This window comes from Psychromonas ossibalaenae ATCC BAA-1528 (assembly GCF_000381745.1).
Taxonomy (GTDB): domain Bacteria; phylum Pseudomonadota; class Gammaproteobacteria; order Enterobacterales; family Psychromonadaceae; genus Psychromonas; species Psychromonas ossibalaenae.
On the sequence record NZ_KB906993.1, the window covers coordinates 54,366 to 68,139 of the forward strand.

12 protein-coding genes and 1 pseudogene are annotated in these 13,774 nt (G+C 41.9%); 7 read left to right on the top strand and 6 right to left on the bottom strand.

What is annotated here, in order from left to right; all coding sequences use genetic code 11:
- Nucleotides 1-208: 208 nt before the first annotated feature.
- The gene (locus G327_RS0113740; protein WP_019615368.1) at nucleotides 209-751 is read left to right on the top strand and encodes a protein N-terminal glutamine amidohydrolase; all 543 of its coding nucleotides are present in this window, start codon (nucleotides 209-211) and stop codon (nucleotides 749-751) included.
- A gap of 146 nt (nucleotides 752-897) precedes the next feature.
- A complete protein-coding gene (locus G327_RS0113745) occupies nucleotides 898-1,521 on the top strand; it encodes a DsbA family protein (protein WP_033298311.1) in 624 nt (207 codons plus the stop codon).
- A 4-nt stretch (nucleotides 1,522-1,525) separates the two neighbouring features.
- On the opposite strand, the gene G327_RS0113750 is transcribed toward G327_RS0113745, so the two are convergent.
- The 3 genes from G327_RS0113750 to G327_RS0113760 are packed head-to-tail and all read right to left on the bottom strand — an operon-like array spanning nucleotide 1,526 to nucleotide 5,158.
- A complete protein-coding gene (locus G327_RS0113750; RefSeq protein WP_019615370.1) occupies nucleotides 1,526-2,617 on the bottom strand; it encodes a hypothetical protein in 1,092 nt (363 codons plus the stop codon).
- On the bottom strand, nucleotides 2,607-3,215 hold the full coding sequence (locus G327_RS0113755) for a sigma-70 family RNA polymerase sigma factor (RefSeq protein WP_019615371.1): 609 nt from the start codon (nucleotides 3,213-3,215) through the stop codon (nucleotides 2,607-2,609). Before G327_RS0113755 ends, G327_RS0113750 begins: the two co-directional genes overlap by 11 nt.
- Nucleotides 3,216-3,271: 56 nt before the next feature.
- Entirely contained in the window at nucleotides 3,272-5,158 is a 1,887-nt protein-coding gene (locus G327_RS0113760) for a vWA domain-containing protein (protein WP_019615372.1), read from the bottom strand.
- A gap of 405 nt (nucleotides 5,159-5,563) precedes the next feature.
- On the opposite strand from G327_RS0113760, the gene G327_RS0113770 reads away from it, so the two are divergent.
- Nucleotides 5,564-7,705: a CHASE3 domain-containing protein gene (locus G327_RS0113770; protein WP_019615374.1), complete on the top strand. Its 2,142-nt coding sequence runs from the start codon at nucleotides 5,564-5,566 to the stop codon at nucleotides 7,703-7,705.
- A 208-nt stretch (nucleotides 7,706-7,913) separates the two neighbouring features.
- Nucleotides 7,914-8,726 (top strand): substrate-binding periplasmic protein, encoded by an 813-nt coding sequence (locus G327_RS0113775; RefSeq protein ID WP_083938522.1) that lies wholly within the window; start codon nucleotides 7,914-7,916, stop codon nucleotides 8,724-8,726.
- A 403-nt stretch (nucleotides 8,727-9,129) separates the two neighbouring features.
- Here G327_RS0113775 and G327_RS25690 read toward each other — a convergent pair.
- Nucleotides 9,130-9,876: pseudogene (locus tag G327_RS25690) on the bottom strand (LysR family transcriptional regulator).
- Between the two features lie 151 nt (nucleotides 9,877-10,027).
- On the opposite strand from G327_RS25690, the gene G327_RS0113785 reads away from it, so the two are divergent.
- The gene (locus tag G327_RS0113785; protein WP_019615378.1) at nucleotides 10,028-10,462 is read left to right on the top strand and encodes a carboxymuconolactone decarboxylase family protein; all 435 of its coding nucleotides are present in this window, start codon (nucleotides 10,028-10,030) and stop codon (nucleotides 10,460-10,462) included.
- A 32-nt stretch (nucleotides 10,463-10,494) separates the two neighbouring features.
- Here the strand turns inward: G327_RS0113785 and G327_RS0113790 are convergent, their stop codons facing one another.
- Nucleotides 10,495-11,376, bottom strand: a complete 882-nt coding sequence (locus G327_RS0113790; RefSeq protein ID WP_019615379.1) for a LysR family transcriptional regulator — start codon at nucleotides 11,374-11,376, stop codon at nucleotides 10,495-10,497.
- A gap of 153 nt (nucleotides 11,377-11,529) precedes the next feature.
- Between G327_RS0113790 and G327_RS0113795 the strand changes: the two genes are divergently transcribed.
- Nucleotides 11,530-11,841, top strand: coding sequence for a monooxygenase (locus G327_RS0113795; protein ID WP_019615380.1), 312 nt, complete (start codon nucleotides 11,530-11,532; stop codon nucleotides 11,839-11,841).
- Between the two features lie 10 nt (nucleotides 11,842-11,851).
- Nucleotides 11,852-12,232, top strand: a complete 381-nt coding sequence (locus tag G327_RS0113800) for a hypothetical protein (RefSeq protein WP_019615381.1) — start codon at nucleotides 11,852-11,854, stop codon at nucleotides 12,230-12,232.
- A gap of 54 nt (nucleotides 12,233-12,286) precedes the next feature.
- Here the strand turns inward: G327_RS0113800 and G327_RS0113805 are convergent, their stop codons facing one another.
- A complete protein-coding gene (locus tag G327_RS0113805) occupies nucleotides 12,287-13,693 on the bottom strand; it encodes an IS4 family transposase (protein ID WP_019615382.1) in 1,407 nt (468 codons plus the stop codon).
- Nucleotides 13,694-13,774 lie beyond the last annotated feature (81 nt).

The following is a 13,774-nucleotide window of genomic DNA, read 5'->3' on the forward strand; positions in this document are numbered from 1 at the left end:
AGATTCTGAACATTGCGTCTTTAGCTGCATGCTTTCATTAGTTAAATAAACGCCGAACGGAATGTACGTTGAGACATGTGGCTTAGAAAACGGAAGGCCGGGAAGCGTATTTCTTTCAGTATGTTGATACAGCTTACTCCAAAAGGCAATAGGCATTCCCGTAGGGCCGTAGGGACGAGATATTCCCCATTTTCAGAAGCAGGACGATATGTCATTAGCGGTATTAAAACGAGAAGACTTCCTTTATCAGCCTTGTTATTGCGAGGAAAATATCTGGCACCTTTGTCAACATAAGCAGTTTAAAAATAGCTGTATCATATTTATCGCCAGCAAAGGGGGCTCTTTTCCGATGCTGAATCAGCGCGCTATGGACAACCCGTCAATGCCTGTTTATTGGGATTATCATGTTATTTTACTGGTTTTATCTGAAAAGAATACAGTTCTAGACTTTGACACAAGCCTGCCGTTTAGTATTGATGTAGACACTTATTTTAGTCGTTCCTTTTTAGATAATAAGTTACTTAGCATTAAAGAAATGCCATTGTTTAGAGTTGTCCCTGCCAGTGAATTCATTACAGTATTTTCATCAGATCGCAGCCATATGAAAACAGACTCTGGCTGGTACGCACCACCACCAGATTGGCCGCTCATTAGAGAAAATGAAACTAACTTATCTGATTTCATTGATATGACCAACAATGAAATAGGAGAAGTGCTTACTTATGATGATGTGTTAGAGCGTTTTTCATAGCAGTACTTATCTTCTATTATCGTGCAGAGGAGTAGATACAGTTAGCGTTAGTGCCAAATCTAATGTACATAAAGTACGAATGTAGACTTACTAAATAAAAACATTAAGCTGTAGTTATTACATAAACCATGGGATCCACAGTTCATATGACAAGACCTATTTTATATTACGTTTATGATCCTATGTGCAGCTGGTGCTGGGGGTATCGACCAACCTGGCTAGCACTACAAGAACAACTGAAAACGACACTGGAAATACGATACCGTGTTGGTGGGTTGGCACCCGATTCAGACGAATTGATGCCGGTTGAGATGCAGACCTTCTTACAGCAGACATGGCAGAAAATTTCATCCGAGTTAGGCACACAGTTTAACTTTGATTTCTGGCGGCAGTGCCAGCCGAGACGTTCAACCTATCCGGCATGTCGCGCCGTTTTGATTGCGCGTGAGGCCGGATTAGAACAAGCCATGTATTGTGCAGTGCAGCAAGCCTATTATCTGCACGCAAAGAATCCTTCAGACAGCGATTTGTTAGTGGAGCTCGCCGTTTCTGTGGGGATCAATGGTCAGCTGTTTGAGCAGAAACTTAACAGTGTTGAAATAAATCAGCAGCTGTTGACTGAAATTGAACAGGCCAGAAAGTTGCCCATTCAAGGTTTTCCATCATTGGTTTTAGCCGTTAACAATCAGCTTTTTCCTATTCCGGTAGATTACAAGCATTGGCAAAGCAGTTATGAGGCTATTACCAGCCGTTTATTGATCGCAGATTAACTTTTCATTTTTCTGCAATATAAGTTATCTCTGCAAAGGGCTGTCTTTTATCTTGGCGGCTTTTGTTGAGCTCGAAACTGTTTTTATTTAAACGATATAAAACCGGTATTTGCTCGTTGCTGAACAGTTCAATCACATAACTGCTGTGGTTTTCCTGCAGCAGCCGCCAATATAAAGTATTTTGCTTAGACTGCACCTGCAGTGCTTTATATTTTTCATGCGACAAAACAATCGGGGGTAAAGGCGTATTTAACGTTTGTTTACTTAGTTGTCTGTCTTTAACCGAAGCCTTTTGTTTAGCCTTAGCCGCCAGACGGTGCTTTTGCTGAGCTTGTTCAGCAAACATTTGTTCCTGCGCAGCTGTTGTTAAATCATTACTGGCCAGCATGTCTGCTTTTGTTTCTTTTTCAGCTGCTATAACAAACTCGGCTTCTGCGCTCTGTGGCGAAGCTCCTGCTGAAGGTTCACTGGCTATTTCATCTTTAGACTGCTGAACAGCACTGCTTTTAATACCTTTTTTATGGGGGGAAGCAGGCACTTCTACGGATGCAGTCAGCGACGGTTCATTTTCTACAAAAACATCATCAAACTCTTCAACAAGCATTTCTTCTTTAAATGCTTGTTTTGCAACTAAAGGGCGAACTGTTTCATCACTGAGAGTGCGTACCCCCATTTCTGCTGGAGCAGCTAACGACTCACTTTGCTTAGCTTTAGTGACATGCTCCATCGATACTAACGGGGCTTTATATTCAGGGTTAATCGGGCCGTTTAGCTGATGGTTAACAATTAGCCCGACTAACAGAAAAGAAGCCGCCGTTGCCGCCGGGTAGTACCAGGCCATTTTTTTACGTTTTTCAGCAGGGCGGTTCAGCGCTTGTTTTTTATCGTCAGTTTGTCCGTCTGCTGTTTTTTCACTATGCAGTGTCGGTTTAGCCTTCACCGCTTTATGTGCCGCAGCGAGAATAGACTGGTCTAGCTGTTCACTAGGCTGCTCGGCTGTATAATCTCCATTATGATCAGACAAATCATCATAAAGTGACTGTATAAAGGCCTGGTCTTCTGCCAGTGCTTTATCATCCTGCTTGTTAGTTGCCATAAAAACTTAACCCCTTACGCATTTTCTGTAACGCATAGCGCCAGCAGCTTTTCACTTTTTCTTTGTTCTGAAAGGTTATCTCGGCAATATCATCAATGCTGAACCCCGCTTCTTGTTTTAATAAAAAGACTTCCCGCTGCTCATAAGGTAAAGCCGCTATCTGCTGCTTTAACGCGGCTGCTAATGTTTGATTGTCCGCCACATCAAGCTGCGAGTCATGATTACTTTCCGTTACTTGCTGCGTTATATTGCTCTCTTGATTTTCTAAGTTTTCTTCGTTCTGCTGTTGTTCAAGTAACACACTTTTCTTTTGTGCGTGATCAATCGCGATACGCCGGGCAATGGTAAATAGGTAAGTAGTGAATAATGCATTAGCCTGATAACCTGCCCGGTTATTAATAAGTTTAAGCCAGGTATCGTGGCACAGATCTTCGGCCACGGCAGTGGTCAAATTCTGCCGGATAAAAAAGCGGTAAACAGCCGTTTTATGCCTGCTATAAAGCCGATCAAACGCCGCCGCATCTCCCTCTGCATAGGCAAGCATCAGTGTTTGATCGAGTTGTTGGCGGCTTTTATTTCCCTGAGCCTTCGCGTCCAATCCCTTACCCTTATATTGATAACTACTCTCTGTTACTGCTCACTCTATCACTAAACTTACTGTTTTAAACTCGGTTTTTCAGCAAGCTGCGGCGTTAAGGCATCAGCGAGTTTAACTATATTAATAAATTCACCACGGTAGCCGTGTTTATCCAGCCCCTTACTTTGTTGTGCAAGCTTAATGACTTTGGTGATGTCCATGCTGGAAAGGTGCTCTCCGCCGCGTAACAGCTGGCCGAAACCGGCAACAGCAGCAGAAAATTGAAAGGTCTCACTGGTATCCTGCAAAGATGTCTTAATATCAGCAGAGTTAATGGGAATTTCAATCAATTTACTGCTGTTCTGCTGTGGTAATTTATAACGTAATTTCAAAAAAGCCAGCTCGTTAAGTACATCTGCGTTTTCATTTAGCGCAGTAGTCTGTTGTTTTTTGTTATGTGCAGACTGGTAGCGCAGCGGATCGACACTTTGATTTGCCGAACCCCGTAAACTGATTTCATAAATTGCAGTCACCGTATGACCCGCACCAATATCACCCGCATCAATTTTATCGTTGTTAAAATCTTCACGTTTTAAAGCGCGAGTTTCATAACCTATCAGGCGATATTCACTGACAATACTAGGATTAAATTCAACCTGAATTTTTACATCTTTAGCAATAGTGACCAGGGTAGACGAAAGCTCTTCTACTAACACTTTACGTGCCTCGTTAAGGTTATCAATGTAAAACGCATTGCCGTTACCATTTTGTGCCAGTTCCTGCATCAATGCATCATTATAATTGCCGCGCCCGAAACCTAAAATACTTAAGGAAACACCGGATTTTCTCTGCTGCTCAACTCTATTTTTTAAGGCCTGCTGATTGACCATGCCGACATTAAAGTCGCCGTCGGTGGCTAAAATAACGCGGTTAATGCCGTCTTTAATAAATGACTGTTTAGCAAGGCTATAAGCCAGTTCGATACCTGCACCACCGTTAGTTGAACCGCCGGCCGATAACCGTGTTAAGGCATCGGCAATGGCAGCATTGTTGTCCCCCTTAGTTGGTTCAAGTACCGTGCCCGCAGCGCCGGCATAAACGACAATAGCAACGCTGTCGTTCTCGGTAAGTTGTCTGCTTAACATTTTCAGTGCATTTTTTAATAAACCCAGTTTATTCGCACTGTTCATCGAGCCTGACACATCCACCAGAAACACTAAATTTGCAGCCGGTCTTGCTGAGTCCTGCATTTTGTCACCTTGAATTCCAATATGTATTAAGTGTTTTTGTGCATTAAAGGGGCTGGGGCCGATTTCGCTGTAAACTGAAAAAGGCCCGGTCTCCGGCTGCGCATAATTATAGGAAAAATAGTTGATCATCTCTTCTACTCGTACCGCATCAGAAGGGGGCAGGGTTCCTTGATTCAGAATACGACGTACGTTGGAATAGGACGCTGTATCTACATCAATAGAAAAGGTAGATACAGGCTGTTCTGCTGTTAAATTGAACGGATTATCTGCATTGTGCGAGTAGTTTTCACGATTGCTAAACGGCATGACCGGTGCTGATGTATTATGAGAAAGATGATGGCGAACAGAAGACTGCCCAGCGGCCATTTTAACCTTTGCACTTTCCATATAGGCAGCTTTTCTTTGAGCATGTATTTTTTCTTCTAACTTAACCACCTGCTGCCGTGCTTTCTCGGCATGCTGAATAACCTGATCATCACTTTTTACTGAACGTAAGCTTTGATCTGCTAGTTGTTCACTTTCTAGCGCATCAACTTCTCTTACATCTGCCGATGCTGTACCTGTTTCCTTATCTTTGTTTAACAACTGTTCTTTCTGTTCGCCATTGTTCGTGGTGTTAGGGCTGCCCACTTGTGGACTTGGGCCGCAAGCTGCAACTAACAATACACTGGAAAGCGCGGCTGCTATTGCTGATTTCTGCATCGAATATTTCATTGTTATTCTCCGTATATGACTCATTGCTGTTGTTTGTTGTAATACAGTTACTAGCTATAAACGGATGAAGTTTAAAAAGGGGTTAATTAATTTTGAGATTATTTGTAAAAACAAGAAACGGAGTTTCAAATCCTTTTTAAGCTGCTCGATTAATTTGATCATTCATATATTGATGACTTCGACTTTCCCATTATTAAACAGCGGCCTGTTAGCGGTTTTACAAGCTATAAATACCGCGTTTAAGCCCCGATTTACGTAACTTATTCTATAATTATCTTGAGGAAAAAAATGATGTGTATGACCAATGCTGCGGGACCAATAAATCATTTTCGTAGTGCATTTAAAGACCACGTTTTAACCGCAGTTAAACAGTATTATTTACAGGTCAAATAAAAGGATATTGACATGTTTAGGAATTTAAAGTTTAAAAGTAAATTACTCGCCGGCTATGGATTAATATTGTCTCTGATGTTTATGATCACCTTAGTGGTTTATTTCAGCATAAAATCGTTAGCAACAAATTTTTCCATGGTAGATCATACCCACAAAGTACTGGCGACGGCTTCAAGTATTGAAGCGGCAGGTGTGGATATGGAAACCGGCATGAGAGGTTACCTTCTTGCCGGTAAAAGTGAGTTTTTGACCCCCTACAAAAATGGTCACAATACCTTCACCGCGTTGATTAACTCTCTTTCTACGACAGTTTCGGATAATCCCGCACAAGTTACCTTATTGAAAGAGATATCAGCAACTATCAGTGACTGGCAGAATAATGTAACAGAGCCGGTTATTAAATTAAGGACGGAAATTGGTGATTCTAAAACCATGAATGATTTGGCGGAGGTGGTTAAACAGGCAAAAGGGAAACAGTATTTCGACAAATTTAGAGGGCAGCTAGCCACTTTTATCGAGCGAGAAAGAGTGCTGATGGAAAAACGTCAGGCACAAGCGAAAACTAGTATTGATATTATCGAACTTAAACAGCTAAACAGCTGGGTTGAACATACTTATCAGGTGATTTCGATGGCCGATGGCTTGGTTGCTTCTGCTGTGGATATGGAAACCGGTATGCGCGGTTTTCTACTTGCCGGACAAGATCAGTTTCTTACACCTTATAACAACGGTAAAAAGAGTTTTTATCAACTGATTGATGAATTATCACAAATGGTTGCAGATAATCCCGCTCAGGTTGCATTATTAACTGAAAGCAAGGAAACAATTGATAACTGGATTCAACTGGTTGTTGAACATCAAATTGCCCTGCGCCGCGAAATTGGTGATGCAAAAACAATGGATGACGTGGCCGATTTGGTTGGTCAGGCTAGAGGCAAGGTTTACTTTGATAAATTCCGTGAGCAGATAAAAACCTTTAAAGATCGCGAAAGCAGTTTAATGGCAGCGAGAAATGAATCATTAATCAATACAGAATCCATGGTTGTCAATACCACTATATTCGGTACGCTGACTGCAATTATCATTGGGATTGCTGTTGCACTTTGGTTAACGCGTTACGTTATGAATTTATTAGGTGGTGAACCTACCTATATTGCTGAAATTGCTAAAAAAGTTTCCGACGGTGATCTCACCATGGTTTTACAAAGTGAAGGAACGCCAAAAGGGATATTCCTGGAAATGAAGAATATGATGGCGACACTGCAGGAGAAAGAGAATCTGGCGCATAAAATTGCGCAAGGTGAACTTGATCAATCGATCAAACTAGCTTCTGAGAAAGACTCATTAGGTCAGGCCTTACAGGCAATGACAGATAACCTAAACGAGGTATTAGGACAAACCCAGTTGGCCAGTCATGAAATTTCCCAGGGCAGCGAAAGCGTTTCCTTAAGCAGCACGGCGCTTTCTGACGGGGCATCGCAGCAGGCTACAAGTTTAGAAAACATTTCTTCTTCACTAAACGAATTGACTACACAAATCACTGTCAATGCAGAAAACGCTGACCGGGCGCGTGAACTTGCCTCTCAAGCTCAATCAGCAGCACAAGACGGCAGTGGTAAAATGGAAATGATGATGCTGGCAATGTCTGAAATTTCCGAGGCAACGAAAAGCATCGGCACTTTTATTACCACCATAGATGAAATTGCCGCGCAGACTAATTTACTCGCTTTAAATGCAGCTATTGAAGCTGCACGAGCAGGAGAACAAGGGCGAGGTTTTGCGGTGGTTGCCGATGAAGTCCGCAGCTTAGCAAGCAGAAGTACACAGGCGGCCGAAGAGACTTCGAAACTGATCTCCGGATCCATTTCGAAAACTCAAAACGGCAGCGAAATTGCCAGTGAAACAGCTGAAAGCCTGAACATGATATTTGACAGTATTAGCCAGACATCTCAACTTGTTGATGAAATTGCTAATGCGAGTAATGAGCAGGCAACGGGAGCCGATACTATTAATCAAGGAGTCGGCGAAATCGATAATGTCACTCAACAAAATAACGCAACGGCTCAAGAAAGTGCGGCGGCTGCCGAACAGTTGTCTTCACAGGCTGAGCAGCTGCAGCGTATGCTGGCACGCTTCAAACTGGCAGGCCTCTAACCTTCAGTAAGTCTCAATTAAACAGTGCTGATAAATAGCATTGATTTAATTGAGCCTTACTGTTTCTGCCGAATTAAATAATTAATACATTGAAGGAGGCTGCTCAATTCCATTGATTATCAAACAACTTATAAGTTTGTAAACTTAACCAGTAAAGGCAGTTTGAGCTAATCTGATAATATAAAAAAGTATTACGGCGGTAGTTTCAATGACCAGATCAATTGAACTAAAACGACATTTTCGAGTTTCCTATATAGCCTTACCTGTCTTGTTCTCACTAGTACTGCCGAGTAATTCGCTTGCGGAACCGAGATTCGTGACCTCATCGGAACCACCCACCAATTATAGCTATGCAGGTAGTTTCACCGGGACAACAACGGAAATAGTAAAAGCCATTCGTGATCATCTAGGCTGGAACAATCCGATAGAGGTATATCCCTGGAGCCGTGCTTATAGAATCGCATTGCATACACCCGATATAGTTATATTTACAGCAGGCAAAACTGCAGAACGGGAAGCATTAGGTTTCAGCTTCGTCGGCCCGGTTTCTACGCGAAAACATGGTGTTTTTTCACGGGCTGATCACCAGGCTCCAGCGGCGGAGATCATCAAGTCATCACAAACTTACATTGCGGCAATGCGCAGTGACTGGCGGTCATTACTTTTAGAAAAGCAAGGACATAATGTACTTAAGCTTGCTGACCACTCACAAGGTCTGCAGATGTTGATGAGAGGGCGCGTTGATTATTGGGTAAGTTCAGATCTTGAAGCTTATGTAATTGCAAAATCTCTTGGTTATAAGATCGCCGATATTAAAATGGTTTGGCTGATAAAAGACTCTACAAGCTATATGGCATTCAGCCCTGACTCCAGCGCTGATCTTATTAAAAACTGGCAGCGTGCATTTCAATATTTACAGGGCAGTGATTTTTTTGATCAAGAGGTCAAACGGTGGAGTAATATTCTTGGCATAGAGGTCAAATACTCCCAGGATGCAGGTTATTTCATCGTACAGAAATAACAAAAAAATTTAATCGCGTTTTTCATTGACCAAAAATCTACACCGCTTAAAAACAGAATCACGGTGGGTAAACTACCTGAACCTGCTCAAGTCAGAAAACGGATCCTATTACTCCTTAACTGTTATAACCCCAGCGGTTGTTTTTACTGTCTATCAGCATCGCTATTTCTGCTGTTTAGCAGGCATTCTGGTTGTCATAAAACCAGCAGAACACAGGGAAAGTCCTCGAATTTGTTAATTTCTAGTTTGCCATGCCGGATTTTTGTAACTGTTCCACTAAGAAATCAATAAAAACACGAATATGCGGTTTGGGATAGTGGCTTGCTTTATAAATTGCAAAGATCTCCATATGGCGGTGACGGGCGTAATTAACCTGCCAGTTCGGTAATACTTTGATCAGCAGCTACTTATCAATATAAGGGTTAACCATCCAGTCCGATAACAATAATAGCCCGCCATCCTGCAGGGCCATATTTAATAAAGCCGAGCCGCCTCTTGAAGTGAAGTTTCCCGTGACACTGACTACCTGCTGCTGTTTTTTCTGCTGAAAGGCCCACTGCGTAGTTTGTCGTTCATGGCTGATTGATAAGCAGTTATGGAAAGCCGTATCCTGCGGTTTTGTTATGTTTTGATGTTGTTGTAAATAAGCGGGTGTCGCTACTAGTGAAGTGTAATTAGTGAGTAAACGACGTGCTTTTAAATTACTGTCCTACGGCTGCCCAATACGTATCGCAATATCAATATTTTCACTGTTAAGATCGACCACTTTATTATCCAGGTCTAACTCTACTTTAATGGCGGGATAACGTTTTAAAAACTCTGCTAACAATGGGGCGATAATTATATTGCCAAAGCTTTCAAACACGGAAATTCGCAGCAGACCTTCAGGGGCCTGGTGAGTACCTCGCATTTGCGTTAACAGCTGTTCAGAGTCATCTAACAACTTTATTGCCTGCCGGCGGAAATAGACGCCTTCTTCAGTAAGAATAAGCTGGCGAGTACTGCGTTTAAACAGGCTGGTTTGTAACTTTACTTCAAGGTTATCAATATTACGCGCAACGGAAGAGGGCGCCATATTCAGCGCTTGTCCAGCTTGAGAAAAACTGCCCGATATAATCACCTGCTCAAAAATCCTTATCCACTCTAACACGATTCACCTTCGCGTTTTATGCAAAGCTGTTTTAGCTTTGCTGGTTATTCCACAGTTAACTGCAATTATGCACAATCTAGTTATCACAACAAAGTGATTTATTGACTTGAACATATTAACTACATTTATTTATTACTATTGAGGAATAACCATGAGCAAACGTATCGTAATCGCACAAGTACAGCCGCAGGCCTTAAACGCTATGATGGGCATTGAACACTATTTAGCTGAAATTGATTTAGCATTTGAATTAAAAGAGCTGATAAAAATGCGCGCTTCTATTATCAATAACTGCGCTTATTGTATTGATATGCATAGTAAAGCCGCATTAGAAGGTGGTATTGAAACCAACAAACTGTTTGCAGTAGCGGCTTGGCGTGAATCGCCGTTGTTTAATGAAACGGAGCAGGCAGTATTAGCATTAACCGATCAAATGACTTTAGTTGCAGATCAAGGGGTTTGTGATAGAACTTACCAGGCGGCTGCGCAGGCCTTAGGTGAAAAGCAGCTTGCGCAGGTGATGATGCAGATCATTATGATCAATGCCTGGACCCGCTTTGCTGTCGCTACGCAGATGCAGCATTAGATAAAACCTGATGCTTTATAATGTTTACAACATCACCTGTTGTTTTTGCTGTCTATCAGCAGCTGATAAAGGCATTTTGCCGCCGGGCCGGTTTTTGCGCCTTTTGCTAAGGTTAAGTGCATCGGCACCTGGTATTGCTGTGCATTCTCTACGTTGAGAATAGCAATATTGTCGGTATTTCTACTGTTTAAGAGATGCTCGGGTAAGCGGCAAAAACCGACTCCCTGTTCGACGGCCTGCCAGGCGTGATCGAAATTATCCACCGTAATTCGTTGACGGGACTTCAGCCAGCCGACATCTCGTTTTGCATCACAGCCCAGGTCTCTAACCACGATTTGACTAGTTGTTGTAAAGTCCGCAGAACACAGGGGCTGTTTGTCCGCCAGTGGGTGTGTTTTAGCGACTACCGGCAGCATAGTAACAATGCCGAATGCCTCACAAGGGTAGTTAGTGATCGGCAGGGTGATAATAGAAATATCAGCTTGTTCAGAGGTAACCATTTCAGTTGTTTTAGACAGTGAGGTTTCAATCACTTGGATTGAAGTACTGCTGTTTTGTTTTAAATAATCAGCGATGGGCTGATATAACCAGCTGCGGTCGCAAAGGTGATCAATGGCGATAGTTATTTCTGACTCAATGCCTTTAGCAAGCAGTGTACTTATCTCTTCAAGTTCACGTGCCTGTTCCAGCATGGTATCAGCTCGACGAAGCAGCGATTTGCCGTCATCGCTGAGTACGGCTCTGCGTCCTTTTATCTTCACCAGCGAAATGCCTAACTGTTCTTCCAGCCTTTTAACCGCGTAGATGAGCGTGGTATGGCTTTTATTTAATTTTACCGCGGCAGCCTGAATGCTGCCGGCACGATCAATTTCATACAATGTTAGCCATTGATCCAGAGTCGTTTTTAGCCTCATGGTCGAATTTCCCCACATAAATGCGCAATATTATGAACTTTTATGTTCAATTTCTATAGGTATTATTGCACTTAAGCCAGAGAAGTGTTGAAAAACAGTTCAAACATAACTCTCAAGTTAAACAAAACAACGTAATATTATTGGAGAACAAAGATGCAGAAATTACTACAGGTCGATTTTAGTTTTGAAGGTCCATTTGGTAAAGAGATGGCGACTATGCTTACTGAACTGGCTCAATCAATAAACAATGAACCAGGCATGATCTGGAAGATCTGGACTGAAAATGAAGCAAAGCAGCTTGGCGGCGGCATTTACCTGTTTGCAGACGAGCAGAGTGCGCAAGCCTATCTGGAAATGCATACGGCTCGTTTAAAGAAGATGGGCATTTCAGATGTAAGAGGGGTTATTTTTGATATGAATAAAACGCTGTCTCATATCAATCACGCACCGCTAATCGAATCTTAAGGATAAAGTTATGAACAACAGATTTTTTTTAACTGCACACAGCGGTATTTATACGCTGTTCACTTTAGCGTTATTTTTTATGCCGAGTATTATGTGGCCTATGTATGGAGTGGAAATTAATGATCAGTATGCGTATTTTCTATCGCAGCACACTTCAATATTTCTTGGCGGTATTGCAGCTATAAGCTGGTTATTACGTGATATTGAACCTGGCAAACTGGCTAAAAATCTGTTTCTAGCATTAGTTATCTTAAACGGGCTCGGTGTTTTTATTACAGTGTATGCAGGGCTAACGGGGGTCTTTGTCGGTTTTGGATGGAGCGACCCGGCATTCTTCAGCATATTGTCAGCATTAAGCTTTATACAGTTTAAAAAACAGCCGCAGGCTTAGTGCAGATTCGTTAGATGAAAATACCGCATTCCCGCGCTTTGCGCTGTCTCTTGATCACAAGTCATCAAGAGACTCTAGCATTGCAATGGATTCCATCATTTCAGCAAGTTTTAGCCAGCCTTGCCACATTGCTTTGACACCAACTCGGCCGTTTCTTTTACTGTCGTACCAACCTCCTAGCTTGGCAATTGCATAATAAAACCAATGTAATGAGGGAGTTTTTTTGGGAACTGCTTTATTTTTCTCTATTTTCAACCAAAGTATTTTCCATGTTTTGTCCTGCACATGAACGGTACAACTTATTGTTTTAGCTGTTTCTTTATTCTGTGCCAATTCCTGCAACTGCATTAACCTGACTGCAATAAAGGCTTGAATAACGGCAATTCTTTTTAAATTGTTAAGGCTTTGCAATCTTAATCCTTCAACATCAGTACCGTCAGTTTTCCACACTTTATGAAATTCTTCTATGCGCCATCTTAATTCATAATATCTAACGACTTTTAAAGCATCTTCGGAAGTGTATAACGGCTCGCTTGTGTAGAGAAGCCAGCATAACGGTTCACTTTCTTCTTTATTATATTCTTGGCAAATAATTAAGTTGATAGGCAGTGCTGGTTCACCAACCGCTCTTTGTGGTTTTTTGATATTGATTGTTTGATAGCTCAATTTCATTTTAGCTTGTCTCGCCGACCGGCCTCCTTTTTGTTTAACGTCGACGCTATAACTGCACTTGCTTTCAGTTGTCTTTAATAGCTCGTTTAAATTAGTAAGCGGGTCAAGCAGCTTTCTATTTTCTTTTGCTCTAACCACAAATCGATGCCCATTCATTTTATGATAAGCTAAGTATTCATAAACATCGGCTTCTCTATCACAAACATCAATAATATTAGTAACTTGACCTGTTTTTTGTTTGACGGCATCAAAGCTTTCTTTCCATCGATAACTTTCCTTATCCTTGAATAGTCTACTTTGTCTTTCGGGTTTACTACCAGCCACTTTCTCTTTTCTGAACCAGTATTTCTGGTTAGCGAGCCCTATGATTTGTTCATTTTCAGCATCTAGCATTAAAGTAGAGTGGACATATAGACTGCGTCCTTTAGCTGATTTGCTGCCAGTATTCGCAGAGCTAACATCACCAAGTTCACTGCACAGACTATTATGTTTAAAGCTTATCCCTGTTGTATCCTGTATGGCCAAAACATCTGTACATTCCCTGGCTACTTCACATGTATGATTGAACCCAGTTTCTGCGATGACTTCTGGAACAATATTATCATTGCGGATGAAACGATAAGCTGCTTCAATCGTTGCTGGATCACCGCTTGCTTTTACCACTGATTCACCAGCATTTTGAGCCATACTACCTGCTAATTTCGTAAGTCGTTTTGTCCTTCTTGGGTCGCCTAAGTCGGTATCTCCGAAGATCAATTGCGCCCACTCTGCAGCATTTAAATCGCTCATTGTTTTTACGTTTCATTAGAAAATTTAACCTATTAGATCATAACTTTTAATGTCCGTAAACTTGTGTATAAGAGACAGCGC